This is a genomic window from Janibacter sp. UYMM211, from assembly GCF_040547045.1.
In the GTDB taxonomy this organism is placed as follows: Bacteria; Actinomycetota; Actinomycetes; order Actinomycetales; family Dermatophilaceae; genus Marihabitans; species Marihabitans melonis.
In genome coordinates, this window is sequence record NZ_JBEPOY010000006.1 from 35,659 (window position 1) to 62,095 (window position 26,437).

Annotated in this window: 24 protein-coding genes; 8 read left to right on the top strand and 16 right to left on the bottom strand. The window is 73.6% G+C overall.

Features of this window, described 5'->3' with window-relative positions:
- Positions 1–61: 61 nt before the first annotated feature.
- On the top strand, positions 62–1,540 hold the full coding sequence (locus ABIB53_RS14740; RefSeq protein ID WP_123092614.1) for a DEAD/DEAH box helicase: 1,479 nt from the start codon (positions 62–64) through the stop codon (positions 1,538–1,540).
- Positions 1,541–1,696: 156 nt separating this feature from the next.
- On the opposite strand, the gene ABIB53_RS14745 is transcribed toward ABIB53_RS14740, so the two are convergent.
- Both ABIB53_RS14745 and ABIB53_RS14750 read right to left on the bottom strand, forming a co-directional pair.
- Positions 1,697–2,464, bottom strand: coding sequence for an isocitrate lyase/PEP mutase family protein (locus ABIB53_RS14745; RefSeq protein ID WP_354588726.1), 768 nt, complete (start codon positions 2,462–2,464; stop codon positions 1,697–1,699).
- 83 nt (positions 2,465–2,547) lie between these two features.
- Positions 2,548–3,411 (bottom strand): SDR family oxidoreductase, encoded by an 864-nt coding sequence (locus tag ABIB53_RS14750; protein WP_123092611.1) that lies wholly within the window; start codon positions 3,409–3,411, stop codon positions 2,548–2,550.
- Positions 3,412–3,526: 115 nt separating this feature from the next.
- Here ABIB53_RS14750 and ABIB53_RS14755 point away from each other — a divergent pair, with 115 nt between their 5' ends.
- The gene (locus ABIB53_RS14755; RefSeq protein WP_191564811.1) at positions 3,527–3,811 is read left to right on the top strand and encodes a DUF7218 family protein; all 285 of its coding nucleotides are present in this window, start codon (positions 3,527–3,529) and stop codon (positions 3,809–3,811) included.
- A gap of 22 nt (positions 3,812–3,833) precedes the next feature.
- Here ABIB53_RS14755 and ABIB53_RS14760 read toward each other — a convergent pair whose 3' ends face one another.
- Positions 3,834–4,637: an acyl-CoA thioesterase gene (locus ABIB53_RS14760; protein ID WP_354588727.1), complete on the bottom strand. Its 804-nt coding sequence runs from the start codon at positions 4,635–4,637 to the stop codon at positions 3,834–3,836.
- 163 nt (positions 4,638–4,800) lie between these two features.
- Between ABIB53_RS14760 and ABIB53_RS14765 the strand changes: the two genes are divergently transcribed.
- Both ABIB53_RS14765 and ABIB53_RS14770 read left to right on the top strand, forming a co-directional pair.
- The gene (locus tag ABIB53_RS14765; RefSeq protein ID WP_354588728.1) at positions 4,801–5,676 is read left to right on the top strand and encodes a MerR family transcriptional regulator; all 876 of its coding nucleotides are present in this window, start codon (positions 4,801–4,803) and stop codon (positions 5,674–5,676) included.
- Positions 5,677–5,794: 118 nt separating this feature from the next.
- A complete protein-coding gene (locus ABIB53_RS14770; RefSeq protein ID WP_123092607.1) occupies positions 5,795–6,697 on the top strand; it encodes a hypothetical protein in 903 nt (300 codons plus the stop codon).
- A 4-nt stretch (positions 6,698–6,701) separates the two neighbouring features.
- Here the strand turns inward: ABIB53_RS14770 and ABIB53_RS14775 are convergent, their stop codons facing one another.
- The 4 genes from ABIB53_RS14775 to ABIB53_RS14790 form a co-directional block, all read right to left on the bottom strand.
- Entirely contained in the window at positions 6,702–7,661 is a 960-nt protein-coding gene (locus tag ABIB53_RS14775; RefSeq protein WP_354588729.1) for an SDR family NAD(P)-dependent oxidoreductase, read from the bottom strand.
- Positions 7,658–10,954, bottom strand: a complete 3,297-nt coding sequence (locus ABIB53_RS14780) for a DUF1365 family protein (RefSeq protein ID WP_354588730.1) — start codon at positions 10,952–10,954, stop codon at positions 7,658–7,660. Before ABIB53_RS14780 ends, ABIB53_RS14775 begins: the two co-directional genes overlap by 4 nt.
- A complete protein-coding gene (locus tag ABIB53_RS14785; RefSeq protein WP_068271563.1) occupies positions 10,951–11,379 on the bottom strand; it encodes an SRPBCC family protein in 429 nt (142 codons plus the stop codon). Before ABIB53_RS14785 ends, ABIB53_RS14780 begins: the two co-directional genes overlap by 4 nt.
- A gap of 282 nt (positions 11,380–11,661) precedes the next feature.
- Entirely contained in the window at positions 11,662–13,239 is a 1,578-nt protein-coding gene (locus tag ABIB53_RS14790) for a hypothetical protein (RefSeq protein ID WP_354588731.1), read from the bottom strand.
- Between the two features lie 160 nt (positions 13,240–13,399).
- On the opposite strand from ABIB53_RS14790, the gene ABIB53_RS14795 reads away from it, so the two are divergent.
- Positions 13,400–14,818, top strand: coding sequence for an MFS transporter (locus tag ABIB53_RS14795; RefSeq protein ID WP_354588732.1), 1,419 nt, complete (start codon positions 13,400–13,402; stop codon positions 14,816–14,818).
- Position 14,819: 1 nt separating this feature from the next.
- Here the strand turns inward: ABIB53_RS14795 and ABIB53_RS14800 are convergent, their stop codons facing one another.
- A complete protein-coding gene (locus ABIB53_RS14800) occupies positions 14,820–16,505 on the bottom strand; it encodes a PucR family transcriptional regulator (protein WP_163562457.1) in 1,686 nt (561 codons plus the stop codon).
- Between the two features lie 115 nt (positions 16,506–16,620).
- Here ABIB53_RS14800 and ABIB53_RS14805 point away from each other — a divergent pair, with 115 nt between their 5' ends.
- Positions 16,621–17,073: a GlcG/HbpS family heme-binding protein gene (locus tag ABIB53_RS14805; RefSeq protein WP_123092576.1), complete on the top strand. Its 453-nt coding sequence runs from the start codon at positions 16,621–16,623 to the stop codon at positions 17,071–17,073.
- A gap of 163 nt (positions 17,074–17,236) precedes the next feature.
- On the opposite strand, the gene ABIB53_RS14810 is transcribed toward ABIB53_RS14805, so the two are convergent.
- From ABIB53_RS14810 to ABIB53_RS14840, 7 genes are all read right to left on the bottom strand, one after another.
- On the bottom strand, positions 17,237–17,680 hold the full coding sequence (locus ABIB53_RS14810) for a RidA family protein (protein ID WP_354588733.1): 444 nt from the start codon (positions 17,678–17,680) through the stop codon (positions 17,237–17,239).
- On the bottom strand, positions 17,674–19,278 hold the full coding sequence (locus ABIB53_RS14815; protein ID WP_354588734.1) for a gamma-glutamyltransferase family protein: 1,605 nt from the start codon (positions 19,276–19,278) through the stop codon (positions 17,674–17,676). The genes ABIB53_RS14810 and ABIB53_RS14815 overlap by 7 nt, the downstream gene beginning before the upstream one ends.
- The gene (locus tag ABIB53_RS14820) at positions 19,278–19,679 is read right to left on the bottom strand and encodes a Rieske (2Fe-2S) protein (protein WP_201464767.1); all 402 of its coding nucleotides are present in this window, start codon (positions 19,677–19,679) and stop codon (positions 19,278–19,280) included. The genes ABIB53_RS14815 and ABIB53_RS14820 overlap by 1 nt, the downstream gene beginning before the upstream one ends.
- Positions 19,680–19,692: 13 nt before the next feature.
- Complete coding sequence (locus ABIB53_RS14825; RefSeq protein ID WP_354588735.1) at positions 19,693–21,138, bottom strand: aldehyde dehydrogenase family protein; 1,446 nt, start codon at positions 21,136–21,138, stop codon at positions 19,693–19,695.
- Positions 21,135–22,379 (bottom strand): NAD(P)/FAD-dependent oxidoreductase, encoded by a 1,245-nt coding sequence (locus ABIB53_RS14830; RefSeq protein WP_354588736.1) that lies wholly within the window; start codon positions 22,377–22,379, stop codon positions 21,135–21,137. The genes ABIB53_RS14825 and ABIB53_RS14830 overlap by 4 nt, the downstream gene beginning before the upstream one ends.
- Positions 22,376–22,723 carry a Rieske (2Fe-2S) protein gene (locus ABIB53_RS14835; RefSeq protein WP_201464769.1) on the bottom strand — a complete coding sequence of 116 codons (348 nt, stop codon included), beginning with the start codon at positions 22,721–22,723 and terminating at the stop codon, positions 22,376–22,378. The genes ABIB53_RS14830 and ABIB53_RS14835 overlap by 4 nt, the downstream gene beginning before the upstream one ends.
- A 92-nt stretch (positions 22,724–22,815) precedes the next feature.
- Positions 22,816–23,535 carry an iron-containing redox enzyme family protein gene (locus tag ABIB53_RS14840; protein WP_123092602.1) on the bottom strand — a complete coding sequence of 240 codons (720 nt, stop codon included), beginning with the start codon at positions 23,533–23,535 and terminating at the stop codon, positions 22,816–22,818.
- 183 nt (positions 23,536–23,718) lie between these two features.
- Between ABIB53_RS14840 and ABIB53_RS14845 the strand changes: the two genes are divergently transcribed.
- Both ABIB53_RS14845 and ABIB53_RS14850 read left to right on the top strand, forming a co-directional pair.
- Positions 23,719–24,468, top strand: a complete 750-nt coding sequence (locus tag ABIB53_RS14845; protein ID WP_354588737.1) for a DUF1275 family protein — start codon at positions 23,719–23,721, stop codon at positions 24,466–24,468.
- Positions 24,465–25,511, top strand: a complete 1,047-nt coding sequence (locus ABIB53_RS14850; protein WP_354588738.1) for an Ldh family oxidoreductase — start codon at positions 24,465–24,467, stop codon at positions 25,509–25,511. The genes ABIB53_RS14845 and ABIB53_RS14850 overlap by 4 nt, the downstream gene beginning before the upstream one ends.
- Positions 25,512–25,520: 9 nt before the next feature.
- Here the strand turns inward: ABIB53_RS14850 and ABIB53_RS14855 are convergent, their stop codons facing one another.
- Positions 25,521–26,432, bottom strand: coding sequence for a transglutaminase family protein (locus ABIB53_RS14855; RefSeq protein WP_354588739.1), 912 nt, complete (start codon positions 26,430–26,432; stop codon positions 25,521–25,523).
- Positions 26,433–26,437 lie beyond the last annotated feature (5 nt).

Here is a 26,437-nt window from a genome sequence, read left to right on the forward strand (position 1 = left end):
CCGCGGCACCCTGCCGCGCCGGGCAGGACGACCACCACCACAGATGTGGAGCACCACCCGTATGACTCAGCCTGCACAGGCCCAGGGCTTCGCCGACCTCGGCGTGCCCACCCCCTTCGTCACCGTCCTCGCCGACCGCGGGATCACGGTGCCGACCCCCATCCAGGCCGCGACGCTGCCCGACTCGCTCGCGGGTCGCGACGTCCTCGGCCGTGGCCGGACCGGCTCCGGCAAGACCTTCGCCTTCCTCCTGCCGCTCGTCACCCGGCTCACCGAGGAGCCGCGCCGCCCGGCCTCGCGCCGCCCCCGCGCGCTGATCCTCGCCCCCACCCGTGAGCTCGTCTCGCAGATCGAGGAGTCCTTCCTCGACCTGACGAAGGGGACGAAGCTCACCAGCCGCACCGTCTTCGGCGGCGTCGGCCAGGGCCCGCAGGTCGAGGCCATGCGTCGCGGCGTCGACGTCGTCATCGCCTGCCCCGGCCGTCTCGAGGACCTCATGGGCCAGGGCCACGTCATCCTCGACGACATCGAGGTGACGATCCTCGACGAGGCCGACCACATGGCCGACCTCGGCTTCCTGCCCGGCGTGAAGCGGATCCTCGACAAGACCCCCCGCGACGGCCAGCGCATGCTCTTCAGCGCCACCCTCGACGCGGGCGTCGACGTCCTCGTCAAGCGCTACCTCCAGCAGCCGGTGACCCACGAGGCCGACTCGGCGCAGTCGCCGGTCCTCACGATGGAGCACCACGTGCTCGCCGTGAGCCCCGACACCCACCTGCCCGTGCTCGTCGACCTCGTCGCCGCGCCCGGCCGCACGGTCGTCTTCACCCGCACCAAGCACCGTGCGAAGAAGATCGCCCGTCAGCTCAACGCCGAGGGCGTGCCCGCGGTCGAGCTCCACGGCAACCTCAGCCAGGGCGCCCGCACGCGGACGATGACGGCCTTCCACTCCGGCACGGCGAGCACCCTCGTCGCGACCGACATCGCCGCCCGCGGCATCCACGTCGACGACGTCTCGCTCGTCGTGCACGCCGACCCGCCGGTCGAGCACAAGGCGTACCTGCACCGCTCGGGCCGCACCGCCCGCGCCGGCAGCAAGGGCACCGTCATCACGCTCATGACCCCCGACCAGCGCCGTGACGTCCGCGACCTCATGCGCAAGGCCGGCATCACCGCGACGACCCACCAGGTCTCCGCCGGGCACCCCGTCCTGTCCGAGCTCGCCCCCGGCGAGCGCAGCTACCCCGGCGGCTTCGTCGCCGAGGTGCCCGCCTCAGGCGGCGCGAAGGGGGGCCGCTCCGGTGGTCGCTCCACGGGCTCGGCCTCGGGCGGTGGCCGCTCCGGCGGTCGTCCCGCGGGCGGTCGCTCCGGTGGTGGCCGCGGTGGCCAGACCTCGGGTCGCTCCGGTGGCCAGGGCTCCGGCCGCTCCGGCGGTCAGGGTGGCGGTCGCCCCGGCGGCAGCCGTGGCCCGCGCTCGGCGTCCTCCGCCGGCGGCAGCGTCACCCGTTTCTCGACGAGCACCCGCGCCGGCAGCCGCTGACGCACCCGCTCCTGACGAAGGCCCCCGCACCGATCCGGTGCGGGGGCCTTCGTCGTGCAGTGCCCGAGGGACCGAGTCTGAGCGCGAGTCGCCGCTACGCCGACGACGTAGCGGCGATCCGCGCTCACCGACTGGTCGGGAGCGGGGCGAAGGGGGTCAGGGCGCCCAGGGCCTCAGCAGCTGCGCCATCGGGTCGCCGAGCGCCATCTGGAGCAGCGGGCCGAAGGTGATGCGCTGCACGCCTGCCGCCTTGAGCTCCTCGAAGGAGCCCGACATCGACCCGTCGACGGGGTGGGCCGTGACGTTGAGCGGGGTGCTCACGGCGTCGAGCATCGCGCGCAGGGCAGCGGCGTCGGGCAGGCGCACGGGGTAGAGGCTGCGCGCCCCGGCCTGCTCGCAGGCCTGCATGCGGGTGATCGCCTCGGCGAGCGGGTCGGCGAACTTCTCGGTGCCGTGCACGAGAGCGTCGGTGCGCGCGTTGATGACGAGCTCGACCCCGGCGGCGTCGGCAGCCTGGCGCAGCGCGCCGATGTAGTCCGCGTGCTCCGCGACCTCGCGGACCCGTCCCCCTTCGCCGTGCACCGTGTCCTCGACGTTGATGCCGACGGCGCCCGCCTCGAGGACCCGTTCGACGAGCTCTGCCGCGGGGGTGCCGTACCCGGACTCGACGTCGGCGGTCACGGGCAGGTCGACGCTCGCGCAGATCCGCGAGATGCCGTCGAGCGCGTCGTCGAGGGTCATGCCCTCCCCGTCCTGCTGCCCACGGCTGTCGGCGAGCGGGTGGCTGCCGATGCTCAGCCCGAGGAAGCCGGCGTCAGCGGCCGCACGGGCGCTCCACGCGTCCCACACGGTCGGCAGGACGAGGGTCTCGCCCGTGTGGTGGAGTCGGAGCAGCTCGCTGGCCTTGGTCTGGACGTCGCTCATGCCACGACGATGGCAGACCCGGCGGACGAAGGGGGCGCGTCGCCGCCCCCTTCGTTCAGGGTTCACCCGCCTGTCGGCCGGCCCTAGAAGATCGGCTTGCCGCCGGTGACGCCGAGGACCGTGCCCGAGACGTAGGACGCCTCGTCGGAGGCGAGGAAGACGTAGGCCGCGGCGACCTCGACGGGATGACCGGCACGGCCCAGCGGGGTGTCGGCGCCGAAGCCCTCGACCTTGTCCGCAGCCATCGTCGCAGGGATGAGCGGGGTCCAGATGGGCCCGGGCGCGACGGCGTTGACGCGGGTGCCGGCGGGGCCCAGCTCGGCGGCGAGGTTGACGACGAGGTTGTTGAGGGCAGCCTTCGTCGCCGCGTAGTCGAGCAGGTGGCTCGAGGGCTCCATCGCCTGGATCGACGTCGTGACGATGACCGACCCGCCGGCGAGCTCTTCGGCGAGCTCGCGCACGAGCCAGAAGGGTCCGAAGACGTTGGTCTCGAAGGTGCGCACCACCTGGTCCGCGGGGAAGTCCGCCAGCTCGTCGTGGGTCATCTGGTACGCGGCGTTGCACACGAGCACGTCGACGCCCCCGAGCTGCTCGACGGCGTCGCGGGCGACCTGCACGTTGGCCTCGTGCGTGCGCAGGTCGGCCGGCAGGAGCACGCAGCGGCGCCCCTCGGCCTCGACGAGCGCCTTCGTCTGCTCGGCGTCGGCCTGCTCCTGGGGCAGGTGCGCGACGGCGACGTCGGCGCCCTCCTTGGCGAAGGTCACGGCGACCGCCCGGCCGATGCCGGAGTCGCCCCCGGTGATCAGGGCGCGGCGCCCGGTGAGGCGCTCGCGGCCGGTCCACGTGCTCTCGCCGTGGTCGGCCGGCGGGTCGAGCTCGGCCGTGGTGCCCGGCCAGTCCTGGGTCTGCGGGGGGATGGCGGACAGGTCTGCTCGATCGGGGCTCATCGACCCTGTCTACCGGCGCGGCCCGGGGCAGGTCGTCACCCGAGGGGGTGCGATGGGCCCGCCGCGCCCGCCCGCGCGGCTAGCGTCGGGAGGAACCAACCTGGAGGAGGACCCCATGGCCAAGGACTCGAGCGCGAAGGGCGACCCCGGCCCGTCCGTGAAGGACCCGGAGGTCTACGAGGCCCTGCGCGACGACGGCGCGAGCAAGGAGAAGGCAGCCCGGATCGCCAACGCCGCGGCCAACAGCTCCCGCTCGCAGGTCGGGCGCAAGGGCGGTCACGGCGAGGACTACGACGAGCGCACGAAGGACGAGCTCATGGAGCGCGCCCGTGAGCTCGACATCGAGGGTCGCTCGTCGATGACGAAGGACGAGCTCATCGACGCGCTGCGCAACCACTGAGCGCCGGGGTGGCCCGAGCGCCTCAGCCGAAGACGGTCACCGTCTGCCGGCTGATGGCGACGAGCGTGCCGTCGGGCCGCCACACGTGCGCATGGGTGTGCCCGTAGCCGTGCCCGGCGTGGTCGGTGCGCACCTCGTAGGCCCAGAACTCGTCGGGCTCGGCGGTGACGTCCTCGACGAGCTCGAGGGTCCACGTGAGGCTGCTCGCCGGGCGCGGCTGCGCGAGCATCTGGATGACGGCCGGCGGCCACGCGTCGACGAGCGAGACGAAGTGCTCCTCGCCGAAGGTCGGGGTCGGCTCACGGAAGCGCATCCAGCCGAGCATGTGCGAGGTCGACGCCGTCGTGTACGGCATGCCGCCGTCGGCCAGGCGCAGGTCGACATGGGCGAAGAAGTCCGGGGTCACCCCCGGGACGTGGGGCAGCGCGGTCGTCTCGTCCGGCGATGGCAGGACCGGGTAGGCGGCAGAGGGGGTGACGGAGACCGTCGAGGCCCGCTCCGCGCCGAGGCTCGCGAGCAGGACGGCGACGACCGCGCCGTCCTGGCGCATCGTCACCTGCCCCTGGGTCACGCTCGAGCCGGCGCGCAGCACGCTGACCTCGAGGTCGGCGGGGCCGGCCGTCGCGGGGGCGACGAAGGAGACGGTGAGGGAGCGAAGGGGGAGCCCCTGCGAGGCCCCCTCGAGACGGCCGCGCAGGGCTGCGAGCATCACCCCGGCGACGACCCCGCCGTAGGTCGCCCGACCCTGCCCCCAGCCCGCCGCGAGGCGGCCGGAACCGGCCCTCGCGGCGTCGAGCATCGACTGCAGATCACCCTCGTGCGTCATGCGGCAGATCCTGCCATCAGGCGCAGGTCTGCCACTCGACGAGGGGGTGGACAGGCAGATCCGCGAAGATCCAGGAGCAAAACCGCCCAAGATCCCCTGACCTGCACCGACGTGACAAACCTTTGTCCAGGGTTGGGCTTGCCAGCCTTCCTACACTGGTCGTGTGACTCAAGGAATTCGCATCGGAGAGCTGGCCCGCAGGACGGGTCTGTCCCCTGATGTCCTGCGCGTGTGGGAGCGACGCTTCAAGCTCTTCAGCCCCGATCGCACCCCCGGGGGCTACCGCCTCTACACCTCGGCAGACGAGCGCCTCGCCCGTGACGTCATCGCGCTCAAGGAGCAGGGCATCGGGCTCGCGGCCGCCGTCAAGCAGGCCCGGTCGGCCTTCGAGCCCGGGGCCCCCGTCCCGACGAACGAAGAGCTGGCCAAGGACATCGACGACGCGGTCTGCGCCCTCGACCAGGTCGCCGTCGTCGCCGCCGTGCGCCGCGCGACTCACCTGCTCGGGGTCGAGGCCGCCATCGTCGACGTCTTCCTGCCCTACCTCGTCGTCCTCGGGCACCAGTGGGAGACGGGTCAGGTCTCCGTGGCGCACGAGCACTTCGCGAGCCACACGATCCGCAAGCACGTCGGAGCCCTCGGTCTCGACCTCGCCTCGGCCGGTCGCCGCGTCGGCATCGTCGCCTGCCCGCCCGGCGAGCGCCACGACATCGCGGCGCTGATGACTGCCGTCGTGCTCTCCCGCCGGGGCTGGTCGGTGCGCTTCCTCGGCGCCGACACCCCGCTCGCCGCGATCGACACCGTCGCCACCCGGGTCCGGGCCGACGCGGTCGTGCTCGGCGGTACCCGGCGCGAGGTCTTCGAGCCCCTCACCCCGCTCGTGCGTCGGCTGTCCGGCTCGACCCAGGTCGCGATCGGCGGCTCGGGCGCGTCCGAGGAGCTCGCCGCGAGCATCGGCGCGACCCTCCTGCCCTCGGACCCCGTGCAGGCCGTCCTGCACCTCGACGCGCTCGTCGTCGAGCCCTCGCGCTCGGCCTGACGGCCCCTCGGCGCCGGCCCCTGGCACGCCCCGACGGGGAGTCCTCCCCGCCCGGATCCTGGGCCGGCACGGCTCGTCGCCTGGCCCCTCGGGCATGCCGGATGGTTGGCTGACGGCCATGACGACCCCTCCGCCCCCCGGCACCCCTCCGCACGACCCCTCTGGCAGCACCGGCCCCGGCTACGGCCCGCCGAGCGGGCCCCCGTCGGGCCCCGGCTACGGCGGCCCCGCAGGCCCGGGCTACGGCAGCCCCAGCCCCTACCCCGGTGGGCCCGGTGGCGGGGGCTACGGCCCCCCGAGCGGCCCGGGCGGGTACATGTCCGCCCCGCCGCCCACCGGCGGCTACCGCACGAGCCAGCTCGAGCCGGTCGAGGCGATCAAGTACGGCTGGGCCGCCTTCACGCGCAACCCCGTGCCCTACCTGCTCGTCACGCTGCTGACCCTCGTGCTCACGGGCCTCTTCAACGTCCTCGGCACCTACCTCGACGGCGGCTTCGACCTCGACGCGAGCGGGAACGGCGCGAATGCCGCGTGGAGCCTGCAGCCCTTCGGCATCCTCTTCAGCATGGTCGGCAGCATCATCGCCTCGATCATCTCGCTGGGCATGCTGCGGATGTCCTTCGACGTCCTCGACGGGCGCAAGGCCGAGCTCGGGCGGATGTTCAGCGGCTACAACGTCGGGATCGGCATCCTCACCGGCATCGTCGTCAGCCTGCTGACCTCGGTGGGCTTCCTCTTCTGCATCCTGCCGGGCTTCGTCGTCGGCTTCTTCCTGCTCTTCGCCAGCTCGCGGGTCGTCGACAGCGGCGCCGGGGTGGGCGACGCGCTCTCCGGCAGCTTCAGGCTCGTCAAGGACAACGCCGGCCCGATCTTCCTCTGGGTCCTGCTGCTCGTCCTGCTCGTCATCGCCTCGGTGTGCACCTGCGGCATCGCGCTCTTCGTCACCGTGCCGATCTTCAGCATCAGCACGGCGTACGTCTACCGCGTCATCACCGGCGGGCAGGTCGCCCAGCCGGTCTGACCCGCTACTGCGCCAGCCCTGCGGCCCCGGCGACCCAGTCCCACATCCGGGCTCGGTCGGCCGGGGTCGTGGCATGTCGGCCGAGGTAGGCCGTCGGCCGCGGGCGCCGGTCGTGCCACAGGCCGCCGCCGACCCGCCGGGGTCGGGTCGCGACGAGCCACACGCTCGTGTCGGCCCCCTCCTGCGCCGAGCGCAGCACCGGGCGCGTCACCCGCTCGAAGCGGGGCAGCGAGGCGGTGATGCCCGGCGTCGACGCCCAGCCCGGGTGGGTCGCGTAGACCGCGACGCCGTGGGCGCCCCACCGCTCCTGCAGCGCGCCGAGGATCTCGACCTGGGTGCGCTTGGAGCGCGCGTAGGCCGTGGCCCCGGCGTACTCGCCCCGCAGGTACTCCGGGTCGTCGACGGGCAGGTCCTGGGTGTACATGCCGCCCGACGTCACGAGGACGACGCGCGCGTCGTCGGTGAGCGCCGGCAGCAGCAGGTCTGTGAGCAGCACGGGCCCGAGCACGTGCAGCGCCATCGTCTGCTCGTGCCCCTGCTCGCTCTCGGTGCGCTCGGGCGGCAGGGCCCCCGCGTTGTGCACGAGCCCGCGCAGCGCGACCCCCGCCTCGAGCAGCCGCCCGGCGAGGTCGCGGACGTCGTCGAGGTCGGAGAGGTCGCACCGCCAGGTCGTCAGCCGGGCGAGCCCGGCGTCGACGCCGCGGGCGACGTCCTCCCCCTTCGCCTCGTCGCGGACGACGAGGTGCACGTGCGCGCCGAGGTCGTGGAGCATCTGCACGCACGCCTCGCCCAGGCCCGACGAGGCTCCGGTGACGACGACGTGCGTCCCGACGAGCGCGCCGGCGGGGCTGTCCGGCGGCCACCCCGGCAGCCGCCGACGGGCCGCGAGGCCCAGGCGGGTGTACCCGCCCACGACCGAGAGGTCGAGGGCCGAGTCGATCGCTGCCGAGACGGGGTGCGTCATGCGCTGGCCTCCTGGAGGTCGTCGGTCGAGACGCGCTGGTCGACGCGCTCGATGCTCAGCTGGTGCACGTCGAGATAGCTCGCCTCGAAGCCCGCGCGGCTGTAGCACAGGTAGAAGTGCCACATCCGACGGAAGGTCTCGTCGAGGCCGAGGTCGAGCGACGGCCACGCCCGCTCGAAGCGGTCGTCCCACATCCGCAGGGTCTGCGCGTACGACGGGCCCATCGCGAGGTCCTCGGCGACCCGCAGGCCCGACGGGGCCATCGCGCGGTCCATCGCCTCGAGCGAGGGGATGAGCCCGCCCGGGAAGATGTACTTGTGCACCCACGTGTACGTGTCCCGCGTCGCGAGCATGCGGTGGTCGGGCATGGTGATCGCCTGGATCGCGGCGCGACCGCCGGGGCGCAGCACGCGCTCGATCGTCGCGAAGTACTCGCCGAGGTAGTCCAGGCCGACCGCCTCGATCATCTCGACGGAGACGACGGCGTCGTAGGTGCCCTCGACGAGGCGGTAGTCGCGCACGAGGATCTCGACCTGGTCGGACAGCCCGGCCTCGGCGACCCGCCGGGTGGCGAGGTCGGCCTGCTCGGTCGACAGGGTCACCGTCGTCACGTGCGCCCCGCGGCGAGCCGCCCGCAGGGCCAGCTCGCCCCAGCCGGTGCCGATCTCGAGCAGCTGGGTGCCCGGGCCGACGCGGGCCTCGTCGAGCAGCCGGTCGAACTTCGCCGCCTGGGCGTCGGCGAGGTCGGCCTCGCTCGGGTCCGGGGTCGTGAAGAGGGCCGACGAGTACGCCATCGACGGGTCGAGGAAGGAGGCGAAGAGGTCGTTGGACAGGTCGTAGTGGCGCGAGATGTTCGACTGCGTGTTCTCGACGCTGTTGACCTCGGCGCTCGGGTGGCGGGCGACGTAGGCGGCCCGCAGCCGCTGCCAGCTCGCCGGGACGATGTCCTCGACGCGCTCGGCGAAGGCGGTGAGCACCGCGGTGAGGTCGTCGGCCTCCCAGTCGCCGGCCATGTAGGCCTCGCCGAAGCCGATGAGCCCGTGCGTCCCCACCCGGCGGGCGAGGTCGTCGAGGCGGCGCACCTGCAGCAGCGGCAGGTCGGTGCGCCCGGCCTTGCCGCCGAGCACGGTGCCGTCGGGCAGCGCGACCCGCACGTCGAGCGAGCGGGCGACCGAGCGGATGAGGCCGGTGGTGACGCGGGCCGCGACCGCCGCGCGGGGGCCGGTCGGCACCGTGGCGACGTCGGGCCAGCGCACGGGGTCGACCCCGCCGCGTCCGAGGACGCCGGGCTGCGCCGGGTGCTCCGGGCGCTGCTGGACCGGCAGGCGGCGGGCCCACAGCGCGATGCCCTGCTGGCGGATCCGGGCCGCCACGGCGAGCGGCTCGGCCGGCTGGCGCCGGGCGATGCGACGCACGGTGGCCAGCGTCGCGGGCGTGCCGCGGCCGCGCATCGTGGCGACGAAGGGGGCCTCGTCGTCGCGGTCGAGGCGCACGGCGACGTGCACCTCGTCGCCGGGCTCGGGGACGTGTAGCCGGTAGGTGCCCGAGACGTCGTTGAAGGGAGACACGTAGAGCTCCTTGTCGACCGTGGCGTCACCGCGCTCGTCGGGGTGGACGACGTAGGCGTGGCGGTCGCCGTAGGTGTTGTGCACCTCGACGACGACGCACGCCAGCTCGCGGTCCGGGCGGTAGCACCAGTAGACGGTGATGGGGTTGAAGACGTAGCCGAGGACCCGGGCGCTCGTCAGCATGAGCACCTGCCCGCCCTCGAGGTCGATGCCGTGCTCGGCGAGGAGGTGGTCGACGTTGTCGCGGATCGAGCGCTCGGGGTCACCGATGTGGTCACGGGCCTCGAAGCGCGCGAGCGCCCCGTGGTCGGGCAGGTGGTCGAGGTCGACGAGCCACGAGTAGGAGCGGGTCGAGAAGCGATGGCGAAGGGGGGAGCGCCGCGAGTGCTCGACCGTCGTGCGGTAGATCAGCGGGAGCACCGGGTGCGCCGGCGCGGGCTCCGTCCGCGGCGTCTCGTCCCACGTGGCGCCGAGACGCTCGGCGGCCCGCAGGCCGGACAGCGCACCGTCCTCGTGGAAGCCCCACCCGTGGTACGCGCCGGCGAAGACCACCCGGTCGGTGCCGATGGTGCCCAGCCGCTGCTGCGCATCGACCGATGCGGCGGTGTAGAGCGGGTGCTCGTAGTCCATCGTCGCGATGACCTTGTCGGGGTCGACGAGGTCGACGCCGCCGAGGGTGCACAGCAGCCGCGTGTCGCCGGTGCGCAGGCGCTGCAGCCGGGTGAGGTCGTAGGTGACGACGACCTCGCCGGGGCGCTCGGAGTCCGGGACGAGGTAGTTCCAGGACGCCCGCGCCCGCGGGGTGCGGGGCAGCACCGACTCGTCGGTGTGCAGCTGGGCGAGGTTGCGCGAGTAGGGGATCGCGCCGAGGACCTCGCGCTGGGCGTCGGTCGGCTCGGCGAGGAGCGACAGCGCGGCCGGCGCGTGGGTCGCCACGACGACGGCGTCGACGTGGTCGGTGCGGCCGTCGGCGAGGGTGATCGTCACCCCGTCCTCGCCCTCGCGCACGGAGGCGACCGGGCTGGAGAGGTGGACCTCGTCGAGCCGCGCCGCGACGCGCTCGACGTAGGTGCGCGAGCCGCCGGAGACGGTGCGCCAGGCGGGGCTGCCGAGGACGCCGAGCATCCCGTGGTGGGAGAGGAAGGTGAAGAGGGAGCGCGCCGGGTAGGCCTCGGCGTCGGCCGGGTCGCAGGACCACACGGCGGCGACGAGAGGGGTGAGGAACCAGCGCCGCAGGTCGGCCGAGAAGCCCTGCGCCGCGACGAACTCGCCCAGGCTCGGGCCGGTGCCGCCGTCCTCCGGTGCGTCGAGGAGCTCGCGGGCGGCCGCGTGGAAGCGGGGGATCTCGGCGAGCATCCGCAGGTAGCGCGGTCGGGCGAGCATCCGCGCGGAGGGGATGATGCCGCTCGCACCCTGGCCGCCGGCGTACTCGACGCCGTCGGAGTCGGCCCGCACCGACATGCTCATGTCGGACTGCTGCGCCTCGACGCCGAGCTCGTCGAAGAGACGCAGGAGCGTCGGGTAGGTGCGGTCGTTGTGGACGATGAAGCCGGTGTCGACCGGCACGACGCGGCCGTCGACCTCGACGTCCTGGGTGTGGGCGTGACCGCCGAGACGGTCGTCGGCCTCGTAGAGGACGACGGAGCCCGTGCGCGACAGGACGTGGGCGGCCACGAGGCCGGAGACCCCGCTGCCGACGACCGCGACGCGGCGGCGTGCGCTCACAGGGAGCCCACCGCGTCGGAGAGGGTGCGCTCGGTCTGGTCGGCGAGACGGCCGAAGAGGGCGGACATCACCGGGGTCGCGATCTTCAGCGGGCCCGACAAGGTGAGCTCGGCGTCGTAGACGACCGTGCTGCCCGCGCCGTGCTCGCGCACGTCGATGCGGTCGTGCAGGGTCGTCGAGCCGTTGCGCCCGGTGAGCTCGACGTGCGGGAAGTCGGCCCTCTCGAGGGTGTACATCACCTCGACCTCGCGGCCGCCGAAGCGGGAGACGTTGCGGTAGACCGAGCCGGGGCTCCCGTCCCCCTCGACGAGCTCGCACGACACCGTGCCGTGGTCCCATTCGGTGGCGTTGGTGAAGTCGGCCAGGTACGCGTGCACCCGGTGGGGCGGGGTGTCGGTGTGGATCTCGCGATGTGCACGAGGCATGGGGGTGCTCCCTTCGATCGACGGACAGAGGACCAACTGACGGTCGGTCGTGTCCATGCCGTGTCCAACCTGTCGACCCGGGTGCGATGACGCTCCGTCGAGCAGGAACGTACCCCCACCCGACGGATCACGTCGGGAGATGCCCGTGTCGACCTGCATACCCCCGGTTCGGAGCCCGGGGCGGTCCGGTTTGGTCGACCCTGCGCGAGCGCGAAGGGGGGGCAGCACGCCGCACGCCCCCGTCGGGCGACGGGGGCGTGCGGGACGTGCGGGTGGGTGGCGCTAGCCGAAGAGGACGACGGCCGCGATCGTCGAGACGACGAGGCCGGCCATCACGGGCAGGAAGCACATCCGGGCCAGCTCGAGGACGTTGACCCGGGCGAAGCCGGCGACCGCGATGAGCGAGGACCACGCGACGAGCGTGCCGCCGCCCGACCAGATGTTGCCCATCTGGCCGACCGCCGCGAGGGTCTCGGGCGAGACCCCGACGACGGGGCCGAGGCTTCCGGCGAAGGCGCCGGTGAGCGGCAGCCCGGAGAAGCCCGAGCCGTCGAGCCCGGCGATGAGGCCGATGAGCAGGATGCCGAAGGCGGTGACGAAGCCGTTCTCGGGGATGTGCTGCTGGAGGTTGAGCACGACGTCGAAGAGCAGGTTCGGTCCGGTGACGCTCCCGTCCGCGGCCGGAGCCACGCCGAGGATGGTGCCGGAGAAGTCGCCGTTGCCGATGAAGAAGAAGCCGGCGATCGGCAGGACGACACCCATCGCCTTGAAGGCGAAGACGAGGCCGTCGGTGACGTGCTCGGCCGAGCGCTCGAGGAAGGTCGAGCGCCCCTCGGCGAAGGTCGCGAAGAAGATCGTCATCGCCGCGATGCCGCCGACGAGGGCAGCCGCGTCGCCACCCTTGAGGCTGTCCTCGCTGCCGCCCTGCGACAGGCTGTAGACGAGGTAGGCGATGAGCGCGGCGTAGGCCACCGGCACGAAGACGGCGAAGAAGACCGAGGTGCGGCGCTTGACGCCAGGCACCCCCGCGACCTCCTCGTCGGGCTCGACGGGCGCGTCGAGCACCCCGACCGAGCCGACCCCCTCGGGGCGACCTCCGCCGAGCTCGGTCTCGCGCAGCGCGACGCCGTGACCGGTGGTCGGCGCGTCGACGACCTCGGTGTTCTTCACGATCGCCTCGCTGTCGGTGAGCTCCCACTCGGTGAGCAGCTCCTGGCTGGCCGGGCGCATCTTGCGGATCTCGAGCAGGTAGCCCATGACGAGCGCGATGCCGCCGGTGATGAGCGAGAGCACGAGCGCCCGGTTGGCGATGATGTCGGCGTTCGCGTTGGCCGCCGTCGCGGACAGCCCGGGTGCGACGCGGATGACGTAGTCGCTCGACAGGGCCATGCCCTGACCGGCGACCGCGATGGCGAAGCCGGCGGCGAGGGGCCGCAGCCCCGCACGGATCGCGACCGGCACGAGGACGGCGCCGATGAGCGGGACCGCCGGCGTCGGCCAGAAGAAGAGCGAGATGAGGTAGGTCGCCACCGCGATCGTCCAGAAGGACAGGTGCGCGTTGCGCATGACCGGGCGGAAGGGCGTGACCATGAGCTTGTCGGACCCGAGCGACTGCAGCGCCCCGAGCATCGCGGTGACGAGCGCGATGATGAGGAAGATGTTGAAGAGCTCCTTCGCCGCCACGAGGCTGGCGTTGAAGATCGCGGCGAGCGCGTCCGGCAGCGAGCCGGTGAAGGCGAGCGCCGTGAGCATCGTGAAGAAGACGGCGGGGACGATGATGTTCTTGCGGGCCAGCATCGTCGCGAGGATCGCGACGATGCCGACGACGTACACCCAGTGGGCGAGGGTTATGTCGATCATGCGGGGAGTGCTCCTGACCAGGGAGGGGCGGTGCTGCTAATAGCCGGCAAGCCTGCCGAGACGTCGTCCGGGTGGTCTACGTCAGGGATGCACAGGCAAGCGCGTGAATTACTGTGCAGGTGTCCTCTTACGGCGATGTTTCGGCGAGAGGATCGTGAGCGTGAACTCCGCTGACGCGGGTCCGCAGGGGAGCGAAGGGAGCACCGTGCCGAGCAGCGACGTGCCGGGCCGCCGGTCGGCCCTCCTCGCCGTCGGCGCCCTCCTCCTCGTGACGATCATCGGCACGATGTCGAACAACATCGTCAACGTCCCCCTCCGTCAGGTCGCGGCGGACTTCGACGAGCCCGTCGCCTACGCGGTGCTGTGCGTCAGCGCCTTCAGCCTCATGCTGGCGATCACCCTGCCCCTCACCGGCTGGCTCGGTGACCGCTTCGGGCGCAAGCGGGTGCTCGTCGCCTTCCTCGCCCTCATGTGCGCCTCGCAGCTGGCCGCCGCGCTCGCCCCCAACCTGCCCTTCCTCATCGGCACGCGCGCGCTGCAGGGGCTGGGCTGCTCGGCGATCCCTCCGCTCGTCATGGGCATCCTCATCGTCGTGTACCCGCAGCAGCGCGGCCGCCTCATGGGGGCCTGGGCCGCCGCGAACGGCGTCGGCCAGGCGCTCGGGCCACCGGTCGGGGGGATCGTCGCGGACGCCTTCGGGTGGCGGGCGATCTTCGTGCTCGTCGCGGTGCTCACCGGCATCGCCCTGGCGGTCATCTCCGCCGCCGTGCCCCGGGTCGAGCCGCGCGAGGCGCCCTTCCACGTCCCCGGGGCCGTGCTGCTCACCGGTGGTGCCGGGCTCGTCCTCCTCGGGGCGACGCTGCTCAGCCAGCCCGTCGTCGACCACCGCGTCGACATCGCGCTCGTCGCCCTCGGGGTGCTCCTCCTGGCCGGCTTCGTCAAGGTCTCCTACGGCAACCCGCGGGCGCTCATCCCCCTTCGCCTCATCGGCGAGGTGCGCTTCTTCCGCAGCTGCTTCGCCGCCTTCGCCCAGATGTTCATGCTCGGCACGAGCCTCGTCGCCGCGCCGCTGGTGCTCACCGGCCCGATGGGGCTGAGCCTGAGCCAGGCGGGGGTGATCTTCTTCGCGCTGCCCGTGATGATGGCCGTCTCCGCGCCGCTCGTCGGGCGCGTCGCCGAGCGCTGGTCGCCGCGGGGGGTGCTGCGCCTGGGTCTGCTCGGGGTCGTCGTCGTCGCGGTCGCCAGCGCCGTCGTCGTGAGCGCCGAGGTGCCGCCGCTCGGCCCGCTCGTGGTCTGCCTTCTCCTCGCGGGCGTCGCGATGGCGATGGTCCAGACGCCGGCGGCCACCGGGGCGACGCGCTCGCCCGCGGGGGCGATCGGATCCGGGCTGGGTCTTTTCAACCTCACCCGCTTCGCGGGCTCGACGGCCGGCGCGGCCTGGGTGGCGATGATCGCGCCGTCGGGGCGGATGGGCGTGATCTTCGTCGGGGCCGCGGTCGTCGGGCTCGTCGCGCTGGGCGTGACCTTCGCCGGGCGCACCCCGGCGCAGGAGCCCGACGTCGTCGTCGTCGCGGCCTGAGTCAGCCCGACTCGACGGAGTCGCCGACGGCGTCGGCGGTGCGCGCGAGCAGGTCCAGCTTGAGCGCGAGCCACACGGCGAACTGCGTCTCGGGGTCGCGCAGGTCCTGGGCGACGGCCTTCGAGGCCCGCTCGAGCTTGTAGAGCATCGTGTTGCGGTGGACCTGGAGGTCGCGGGCGGCCTGGGTGAGGTTGCCGCCGGCCTCGATGTAGGTCTCGACGGCCTCGTCGAGGTCTCCGCTCGCCTCACGAAGGGGGGAGACGAGCTCGTGCGCGTAGGCCCGGCCGCGCGGGTCGAGGGCGAGGTCGAGCAGGGTGGCGTAGACCCGCATGTCGGTGAAGCCGGCCGGCTCGCCGACCCCGAGCTGGGCGGCGAGGGCGAGGGCGATGCGCGCCTCGCGATAGCTCTCGTTGATGCGCATCGCCCCGTCGACGGGGCGGCCGTAGGTGACGAGGATGGCCCGGTCGGTCTCGGGCTGGAGACGCCGGTGCAGGGCGGTGGCGTAGCCCGCGAGCTCGCTCGTGCCGCTGTCGTGTCCGGAGCGCCGGGCGGGGGCCACCTCGCGCACGACGGCGATGACGTCGCCGACGACGGCGGACAGGGCGGCCCGCTCCTCGGCGCCGCGCAGGCGCAGGGCCTCACGGGCCATGTTGGCCAGGCGCTGGGGCGAGTCGTTGTCGGCGATGAGGCCGCGGGCCTGGAGCACGACGACGCCGTAGCGGCGGTCGACGGGGAAGCGGCGGTGCGCCGCTCGGGCGGAGAGGTCGGCGGAGTTCGAGAAGCGGCCGTGGAGCAGGGCGTGGACGAAGTTGCCGCGGGCGCGCTCCTCGGCGCGCTCGACGCTGCGGGTGCGCAGCATCTCGGTGGCGACGATGCCGACGGCCTGCTGGAGAGCGATGGTGCGCGTCGCGACGTCGTGCCCGGCGGGCTGCGGGTCGTCGTCGACGAGGACCAGCCAGCCCTCCGAGCGCTCGGCGACGCTCACCTCGGCGCTGAGGACGTGCACGGGGATCCCCTTCGCCTCGGCCTGCTGCTCGTGGACGAGGTGGTGGTCGCTGCTCAGGGGGGCGGGTCGCCCGGGGTGCGCCGTGACCTGCCGGGCGATCGAGCCCGCTGTCGTCGAGTCGAGCCAGGGCTCCTGGTCACGGGCCACGGCGTGCAGCGAGCTCGTCGCGTCGAGGAAGGCGACGGCGCAGCCCGTGAGGCGCTCGAGCTGCTGGCAGATCGCCTCGACGCCGCTGCCGCGGTGCAGGTGCACGGCGAGGGTCTCGTGGACGCGGGTGGCGTAGCGCAGGACGTGGCTCTCGTGGGCGAGCGCGAGCTGGGCGACGAGCCGCACGACGGCGTCGACCGACGCGCCGGCGCGGAAGCCGACGACCGGCAGCGGCGAGCCCGGGCCGGCGGCTCGCCAGCGCTCCTCGTCGGGCTCGCGCACGAGGACGGCGACCGCGCCGCGACGGGCCAGCGGGTCGAGGTGCGCGGGTGAGAGGTCGCGGTCGTCGCCGACGACGACGGTGCGGTGCAGGTCGCTCTCGTTGGCGAGCACCTCGAGCGCGGGCCGGGCCCAGTCGACGACCGCGTCGTCCGGCCCGTCGAGGATCGGGCAGGCCGAGCGCAGCAGCGGCTCGGCGAGGACGGAGCGCAGCGTGACCTGCTCGGCGGCGCCGTCGACGGGGGTCTCCCTCATCTGTGCAGTGTAGCCAGGCAGACCCCGCGAAGGTCATGCATTGTGACCATTGAGGACGGCCCGCGAGTAGGCCAGGCTCGAGGGGTCAGACCCCCCATCGCAGCGAAGGACTCTCATGCACCGCATCTACCGGATCACCCTCGACGACGCGCTCCCCGTGCTCGAGGCGGCCCGCGCCAAGGCGGAGGAGATCGGGGTCAAGCAGACGCTGTGCGTCGTCGACGAGAGTGCGAACGTCATCGCCCTGCACCGCATCCCCGGCGCTCGGCTCACCGGCGTCGACATCTCCATCGCCAAGGCCTTCACCGCCGCCGGCCACGAGCGCCCGACGCACAAGTTCAACGAGGGTCCCGACGGCCCCGCCCTGCCCGGCAACGAGGCCTTCGGCATCAGCCACATGCTCCCGGGCAAGTTCGCCATCTTCGTCGGCGGCTTCCCGCTCGAGTTCGACGGCCAGATCGTCGGCGCCATCGGCGTCTCCGGCGGCAACGGCGAGCAGGACAAGGCCGTCGGCGCCGCGGCGATCGAGGCCTTCGCGCGTCACATGGAGCAGAACCCGCCGGTCTGACCTCCGGGCCTGATCCCACCGGCCAAGGCCGGAGAGCCGAGAGCCGCCCCCGTACACCGGACGAGCACCCCCTGGTCGCCCGGCGTGCGGGGGCTTCTGCGTGCCGGCGGGCGCTCGCCGGCGCCGCCTCGTCAGCCCGGGTCGGGCGTCTGCCCGCGGACGGTCAGGGGGCGCCCGCCCGGAGCAGAGCGGTGAGCTCGACCTCGACCGGGGCGTCGCCGGGCAGGCTCGCGACGCCGACGGCAGAGCGGGCGCACAGGCCCCGCTCGCCGAGGTGCTCGACGAGCGCGTCCGTCGCGGCGTCGGCGACGGCGCTGTGCTCGGTGTACCCGGGCACGGCGTTGACGTAGACCGTCATCCGCAGCAGGCCGGCGACCCCGTCGAGGTCACCGGCCTGAGACAGCACGGCGACGAGCGCGTTGCGCGCGGCGATCGCGGCGCCCTCGCGGGCGCGGTCGAGGTCGACGGCGCCGCCCACCTGACCGGTGACGACGAGCGTCCCGTCGACCCGCGGCGTCATGCCGGCGGTCGTCACGAGGTCACCGGCCCGGCTCGCGGGGACGTAGCGCCCCTGCGGGCGAGGAGGTGCGGGCAGCGGGGTCACCATGCGATCGCCATGCCTTCCATGCGGGGGTCGGCGCCTGCGGAGAGCACGCCGGTCGTGGGGTCCTTCGAGATGGCCATGGCCGAGCCGCCGGGGCCGAAGACCTGCACCGGGGTCTCGACGACGTCGTGGCCGTCCGCGCGCAGCCGCGCGATGGTCTGAGGGCCCAGCCCGGCCTCGACCCGGATCTGGGCGGGCGAGCCGACGACGTCGGCGTCCGAGCCCGGGAAGACGCTGAGCCGGGGGAGCGACACGGCCTGCTGGGGGTCGAGCCCGTGGTCGACGAGGTGGCTGAGCACCTGCATGTTCCACTGCACCTGGCCGTCCCCTCCGGGGCAGCTGCCGACATGACGCAGCCCGTCGGCGTCGTCGGCGACCCAGGCGTTGAGGGTGTGCAGGGGCTTGCGCCGGGGACGCACCTCGTTGGGGTGGCCCTCGACGAGGTAGGCGCCGCGGCCGAGCCGGTTGCCGAGGACGACGCCGGTGCCGGGCACGGTGATCCGGGCGCCGAAGGTGAAGGCGAGGGAGTGGATGAAGCTCACGGACCTCCCTTCGGCGTCGACGCAGACCATGCTCGTCGTGTCGCCGTCGGGGGAGGCGGGGACGGGTCCGGCCGTCGTCAGACCCGCGCGCTGACGGGCGACGCGCTCGGGGTCGAGCAGCTGGCGCCAGGCGTCGGTGTCGCTCCCGACGAGCGCGTACCGGTCGTCGAAGGCGGCCCGGGCTGCACCGGCGAGCGCGGCCACCGAGGCGGCGTCGAGCAGGTCGCCGTCGGCGAGCAGCCCGTCGAGCAGGGCGGCCTGGTGGAGCATCATCCAGCCCGCCGAGGGCAGCGGCGTCTGGTGCACGGTGAGCCCGCGGTACGTCCCGGTGATCGCCGGAGCGGGCTCGACCTGGGCGCCGAGCGCCCATTCCTGCCCGCTGAAGGGGGCTCCGCCGGCGCGCAGGAAGTCCAGCGTCCGCTCGGCGAGCTCGCCCGTGTACATCGCGAAGGGGTCGTCGGCCAGGACGTCGAGGGTGTCGGCGAGGTCGCGCTGGTGGAGCAGCCGTCCGACCTCCGGCACCCGGCCGTCGGGCAGGAAGCAGGCCGCGGTCGACGGGTCGGCGGCCAGGGGCTCGCGCCGCTCGGTGATGTCGTAGCGGTTCTTCGCCGTGCACGCGAAGCCGTGCCGCGCGAGGTCGATGCCGCGGGCCCACAGCTGTGACAAGGGGCGGGTGGCCTCCCGGGCGAGGACGCCGAGCGCCGCGGGGGCGCCCGGCACCGTGACCGACAGGGGGCCGGTGAGCGGGATCGAGGTGTGCCCGCGGTCGCGGAAGAAGGCGAGGTCGGCCCCGTCGGGGCCGTACCCGCTCCCGCCGACCGTCCACACGCGGCCGTCCGGCTCGCGCACGACGGCGAAGGCGTCGCCCCCGATGCCGCACTGGCCGGGCAGCGCCACCCAGCTCACCGCGGCCATCGCGAGCGTCGCGTCGACCGCCGTCCCGCCCTCGGCGAGGACGCGCGCGCCCTCCGCCGTGACGAGCGGGTGGCTCGCGCTCACCGCGGCCTGCCGCCCGAGGACGACCTGCTTGTCCTGGGCGACGGCGACGGGAGCGGTCATCAGTCGCGCGGCTTGCGACGGCGCGGGCCGCCGTGCTCGATGTCAGCCTGGCTGACGCCGACGTAGATCTCGCCCTCGTCCTCGCGCACGGGGTAGACGGCGATCGGCTCGGTGGCCGGCGGGTAGATCGGCTGCCCGCCCTCGAGCTCGAAGACGCTGCCGTGGCACGAGCAGCGGATGCCGTCGTCCTGGAGCTTGCCGCTGCTCAGCAGGCAGTCGAGGTGGGTGCAGTAGTTGCTCGTCGCGTACGCCTTGCCGCCGAGGCGGGCGACGGCGCACTCGAGCTCGTCGACGTAGAAGCGGCGCACGTAGCCCTCGGGGACCTGCCCGCTGCGGCACACCTTGTGGAAGACGACCTCCGTGCTGGCGGCGTCGGTGGACTGCTCGATGTTCTCGGTCATGGTGGCCTCGCGATCAGGGGGTGAAGTAGACGGTCTTGTCGGTCGTGTAGAAGGTCATCATCGAGGCGCCGGCCTGCTCCTTGAAGGTCTGCGTCGACGAGTTCTTCATGCCGCCGAAGGGGGCGTTCATCGCCATGCCGTTCGTCGCCTGGTTGACCTTGACCAGCCCGGTCTCGACGTCGTCGGCGAAGCGGATGGCTTGGCCGATGTCGGAGGTCACGAGACCGGCGGAGAGGCCGTACTCGGTGTTGTTGACCACCCGGACCGCCTCGTCGTACGAGCCGACGGTGATGAAGGCGAGGACCGGGGAGAAGATCTCCTCCTGCGCGAGGGCCGACAGCGGGTCGACGTCGCGGAAGATCGTCGGCCGCACGAAGTACCCGCCGCCGGCGGGCTCGGCCCGCTCGTCACCGGGGGTGACGAGCCGGGCGCCCTCGGCGGCCGCGCCGTCGACGTAGTGCTGGAACTTGTCGACCTGGGCGGCGTTCGCGAGGGGGCCGAAGGTGACCCCGTCGTCGAGACCGTTGCCGACCCGGGCGGCCTCGGCGACCTCCGCGAGACGTCGGACGAGCTCGTCGGCGACGGCCTCGTGGACGACGACGCGGGAGGTGCCGGTGCAGGCCTGCCCCGAGAGCCCGAAGGCCCCCTTCGCGATGATGCCGACCGCACGGTCGAGGTCGGAGGTGTCGAGGACGACGAGGGCGTTCTTGCCGCCCATCTCGAGCTGGGTGCGCACCTCGGGCCCGCTCACCTCGTGGATCGCGGTGCCGACGGCGGTCGACCCGGTGAAGGTCACCGCGTGGACGTCGTCGTTGGCGACCATGGCGCGGCCGACCTCGGCGTGCCCGTGCACGAGGGCGAGCGCGCCGCCGGGGACGCCGGCCTGGACGAGCGCCTCGACGAGCCGCTGACCCATGAGGGGGGTGATCTCGCTGGGCTTGAAGACGACCGCGTTGCCGGCGGCGAGCGCCGGGCCGAGCTTGCGCGAGGGGATGTTGAGGGGGAAGTTCCACGGCGTGATCGCGGCGACGACGCCGACCGGGCCGCGGCGGGTGAAGACGAGCGAGCCGTCGCCGGTGGGGAAGGTCTCTCCCGTCATCCGCAGCGCCTCGCCGGCGAAGAAGCGCAGGTTCTGCGGGGTGCGCGTGGCCTCCATCCGCGCCTCGGCGAGGGTCTTGCCCTCCTCGCGGACGAGCTCGACGGCGAGCTCCTCGGCCTGGGCGGCGAGGATGTCGGCCGCGGCGACGAGGACGTCGGCCCGCTTCTCCGGCGCCGTGGCCGCCCACTCGTGCCGGTGCTGGGCGAGATGGGTGATCGCCTCGTCGACGTCGGCCGCGCTGGAGCACGGGGCCATGGAGACGAGCTCGTCGGGTCGGGCGGGGTTGGTGCGCTCGAAGGATGCCCCTGAGCCCGGCCACACCCACTCCCCACCGATGAAGTTGCCCTTGAGTCGGGTCACGTCGCCGCTCCTTCCAGTGCGTCGAAGAGGTCGCGCTCGGGGTCCGCGAGGAGCTCGCGGGGGACCTCGAGACGCATGGTGACGAGCTCGCGGGCCAGGCCCACGGTGTCCTCGTCGTTGAGGGCGAAGACCGCCGCGACCGCGCCGTCCCGCAGGAAGAACGCCGTGAAGCGCTCGCCCTCGAGGTCGCCGCGCACGACCATCTCGTCGTCGGGCCGGGGGTGCCCGACGCCCTGGAGGTTGGCGCCGAACTGGTCCGACCAGTACCAGTGGGCGTCACTGTTGGTCGTCTGCACGCCGAGCATCGACTGGGCGGCGACGGAGGCCTGCTTGCTCGCGTTGTCGAAGTGCTCGACGCGCACGCGGCCCTCGGCCTGGGGGTGCTCCTGGCAGGCGACGTCGCCCGCGGCCCACACCCCGGCCATGCTCGTGCGGCAGCTCGCGTCGACGAGGACGCCGTCGCCGCAGGCGATGCCGGAGCGCTCGGCCACCTCGGTGCTCGGGACGATGCCGATGGCGACGACCGCGAGGTCGGCGCGCACCTCGCCCGCGCTCGTCGTGACGACGACGCCGTCGGGCTCCTCGCGCAGGGACTCCACGCCGGTGCTCAGCCGCAGGTCGACGCCGTGCTCGCGCTGCAGCCGCGAGCACACGGCCCCGAGCCGGTCGCCGAGGGCGCGCTGCATGGGCTGCTCGGCCGCCTCGACGACGGTGACCTCGAGGCCCGCGTCGCGGGCGGTCGAGGCGATCTCGGCGCCGATGAAGCCGCCGCCGACGACGACGAGCGAGCGGGCCGCGGCCATCGCGGTGCGCAGGCGGTCGGCGTCGTCGCGGGTGCGCAGGTAGTGGACCCGCTCGCCGGCCGGGGCGCCCGGCAGCTCGCGGGGGGTGCCGCCGGTGGCGAGGAGGACCGCGCCGGCGGGGATGCGCTCCCCGTCGGCGGTGACGACGACGAGAGACCCGGCGGGTCCCCCTTCGCCCTCCTCCACGCGCTCGACGGTCACGCCGGTGCGCACGGTGACGTCGTTGCCGTCCGTCCAGTCCTGCGGCAGGAGGTCGACGCTCGCGGCGGGGTCGGCGAGGTAGTCCTTCGACAGCGGCGGGCGCTGGTAGGGGCGGTGCGGCTCGCCGGCGAGGACGAGGACCGGGCCCTCGTACTTCTTGCGGCGCAGGGTGCGCACGGCGACGGCCGCGCACTGCCCGCCGCCGACGACGACGACGCTGCTCGGGTGGGCGCTCATGCCGGCACCAGCCCGGAGAGCTCGGTCTTGTCGGCGGGGTCGAGGCTCACCGAGATGGCGCCGTCTGCCGAGACGCGCACCGCGTAGGTCGGCTGGCAGCCGTCCTGGTCGTCGGGCTCGCCGGTCTCGGGGTCGAACTTCCACTGGTGCCCGGGGCAGATGACCTTGCCGAAGAGGAGGGTGCCCTTGCTGAGGCGGCGTTCCTCGTGGACGCAGATGTCGTTGAGCGCGTAGACCTTGCCGCCGACCCAGAAGAGGGCGACGGGGGTGCCGTCGACCTCGACGGCCTTCTTCTTGCGCAGGCTGAGGTCCTTGACGCTCGCGACGTCGTGCCACTGGCCCATGGGGTGCTCCTCGGTGATCTCGGGGCCGGGTACCGGCCGAAGGGTGCGACGAGGGCGGGCGCCGTGACCCGGCGCCCGCCCTGTCGGCTCGGTCAGGCGGCGACCCGACCGAGGTCCTCGGCGACATAGCTGTCGTAGAGGGCCTTGGTGTAGCTGAAGCGCATCTCGGCGCCGATCCGCACGTACTCGAGGCAGCGCTGCTGCAGCTCGGGGGTGTCGGCCCCCTCGAGGACGATCTGGTAGCCGCGCTCGCCGTGCACCTCGTCAGAGGTGATGTGGAGGTCGAAGAACTCGATCTCGTCCTCGTCGAAGCCGTACGTCTCGCGAAGGGGGACGATCTGCTTCTTGTAGATCTGCGGGACCTGCGACTCGAGGCCGACGATGAGCGCCGCCGTCGCGACGACGTAGTGCTCGCGGGAGGCGACCATGTAGCACCACGCCTGCAGGCCACGGGTCACGGCGTTCATGTTGCTCGGGTCCTCGACCCGCTCCTTCGTCGTGCCGCAGACCTCCGCGAAGCGGATGAGCAGGTCGGTGTGACGGATGTCGGCCAGCTCCTCCTCGTACATGTTCTGCAGGAGGAAGTCCTTGGCGTCCTGGTGGGTCTCGGGGGTGTTGGCGTAGACCAGCCCGAGGTAGTCGGCGAAGGGGCCGACGTAGTGGTAGTGGTTCTCCGCCCAGCGGGCGAAGTGCTTGCGCTCGAGCTTGCCGTCAGCCCAGGCCTGGCTGAACGACGCGGTCGAGGCCTCGCGGCCCTTGATCGCGTCCTCGAGCGCGGCGCGGAAGTCTTCCTTCGACAGCAGATCTGCCATGACGATCACCTTTTCCTCGACGTCTTCACGGGGGCCGGTGCTCTCGCTGCGGCCCTGGTGCGATACGACGACGCTAGGTGCGGCCGGGGGGTCGTCACCACGGTCAAGATGCACACGAATACGGCCTGATCGTCGTGCACATCCACCCGACCCCGGCGCGCCCGGGTTTGGGAGCATGCTCGGGTGAGCACACCCGAGAGCACCCGTCCCGCCGACCCGCTGCCGGCGCCGCCCGCGAGCGAGGACGCCGAGCGTCGCGCCGCCGGCGAGCAGCTGCGCGCCGGCCTCGTCGTCGTCCTCGCGATCGCCAGCGGCGCGACCGACGCGCTGGGCTTCCTCGCGCTGGGCAACGCCTTCACGAGCGTCATGACGGGCAACATGGTCCTCTTCGGCGTCGCCGCCGCCCACGGCGACGGGTCGGAGATGCTCCTCACCGCGGTCGCCATCGGCGCCTTCGTCGCGGGCGCCGCGCTCGGCGCCCGGATCGCCGGCACCGCCGCACCGGGCGACCCGGTGTGGCCGCGCGCCGTCACCGTCGCCCTCGTCGTCGAGCTCGTCCTCTTCGCCGGGGTGAGCATCGCGTGGTGGGGCTTCGGGGCCGAGCCGCCCCGGGCCGCCTTCCTGCCGATGCTCGCCGCCGCGGCGGCCGCGCTCGGCCTGCAGTCGAGCGCGATCCAGCGCTTCGGCGTCTCCGGCCTGTCGACGACCTACCTCACCGGCACGCTGACGACCGTCGTCATCCGTCTCGTCTCCGGGCACGGCGTGCGCGCGGTCCGGCACTCGGCGCTCATCCTCCTCGGGCTCGTCGTCGGAGCCGCGGCGATGGCCGGTCTCCTCGCGAGCGTGCCGATGCTCGCGCCGGTGCTGCTCGTCGGCACCGTCGGCTCGGTGCTCGTCGTCGTCCTCCTGCGCCGGGCGCTGGTGCACCGATGAGCCGCCGCGTCGCCCTCGGCGAGCTTCACCGCTTCGCCGCCGACGCCCTGCGGGCCGTGGGCATGTCCGTCGAGCACGCGGGCTGGACCGCGGACGGCCTCGTCTGGGCGGACGCGCACGACCTGCCGGCGCACGGGGTGTCGAGCAAGCTCGTCCAGTGCGTCGCCCGGGTCCGCGCCGGGGGCACCGACGCCACCGCACCGGTCGTCCCCGTGCTCGAGCGCCCCGCCTACGCGGTGCTCGACGCATGCGACGGGTGGGGCCAGGTCGCGGGCACGGACGCGATGCGTCGCGCGGTCGCCAAGGCCGGCGCGCTCGGCGTCGGCGCCGTCTCGGTGCGGCGGACCTCCTCGGCCGCGGCGATGGGCTACTACGCCGACCTCGCGGCGTCAGCCGGCATGCTCGGCATCGCCGTGACGAACGGCCCGCCGCTCGTCGCCGCCCCCGGCGGCACCCGCCGCGTCGTGAGCAACATGGGGCACGCCGTCGCGGCCCCCGCCGGCGAGCACGGCCGGGTCCTCTACGACACCGCGACGACGACGATGTCGACGGGGCAGATGGACCTGCACCGCGAGCGCGGCGAGGAGCTGCCCGAGGGGGTGCTGCGCGACGCGCAGGGCGAGCCCACGCGCGACCCGTCGCTGTGGTCGACCGGGCTGCTCGAGCCGATCGGCGGGCACCGCGGCTTCGGCCTGAGCATCGCCCTCGAGCTGCTCACGGGGGTGCTCGCCGGGGGCGAGCGCTTCGGCGACGAGGTCGGCCTGCCGACCCGCCACGACGAGACCCAGGGCGTGAGCCTGATGATGATCGCCGTCGCACCGGCCGAGGGCGTCGATCTCGCCGCCCGGGCCCAGGAGCTCGTCGACCGCGTCGTCGCGAGCGGGCCGGACGCGCGGACGCCGGGGCTGCGGGCCGTCACCGCCGCCGCCCGGGCCGAGTGGGAGGGCGTGCCCTACGGCGACGAGCAGCTCGAGCGGCTCGGCGCCCTCGCCGACGAGCTCGACGTCGCCCCGCTGGGGGTCACGAGCCCGGCAGCGCGCTGACCCCGGCGCTCAGCCGGCGTCGAGGCGGGTGAGCGTGGTCTCGTAGGAGAAGTCGACCTCCGCCGGGGTCGTCGTCCCGGTGATCGGCGCGGCGCTGCTCGGGCGCGGCGTGCACGAGAGCGGGATGTGCCCCTCGGCGGCCAGCAGCCCCGAGGTCGGGTCGAGCCCGACCCAGCCCGCTCCGGGCACGTAGGCCTCGGCCCACGCGTGCAGCTCGGCGCTGTCGCGCGACGGGCCGTCCTCACCGGGGGTCTGGAGCTGCAGGAGGTAGCCCGACGCGAAGCGCGCGGCCAGGCCGGCATGACGGAGCACCGCGACGAGCAGCCACGACGAGTCACGGCAGGAGCCCACGGCGCGCTCCAGCGTCTCGTGCGGTGCCTGCGTCCCCGGCTCCATCCGGGTCGAGTAGGCGACGTGCGCGCGCACCGCGCGGTTGAGGCGGACGAGCAGCTCGACGACGGGCAGCTCGCCCCCTTCGTCCCCGATCGCCCCGGCGATCGTCGACTCGACCCACGCGGTCGACTCCTGCGACAGGCCCGACCCGCGCGGCCCGTCGTCGACGGGCCGCAGGTAGGCCCCGAGGTCGTCGTGGAGGTCGGCCGGGTAGGCGAAGGGGGCGGTGCTCGCGTAGTCCTCGACGAAGAAGTCGAAGGGGTTGACCGGCGTGAGGTCGGCGACGAGGTCGACCGTGACCTCGAGCTCGTCGGCGGGGGCGGTGAAGACGACTTGGCCGACCCACCCGCCGAAGGGGTCCTGGTGCCACCGCAGGACGTGCTCGGCCGGCTCGACCCGCAGCTCGTAGCCCGAGACCGGGGTGCGTGCGTGCGGCGCGGGGCGCAGGCGGATCGCGTGGGGGAAGAGGTGGACCGGCTCGGCGAAGCGGTACGTCGTGCGGTGGTGCAGGGCGGCGCGGGTCGTCACGGCCT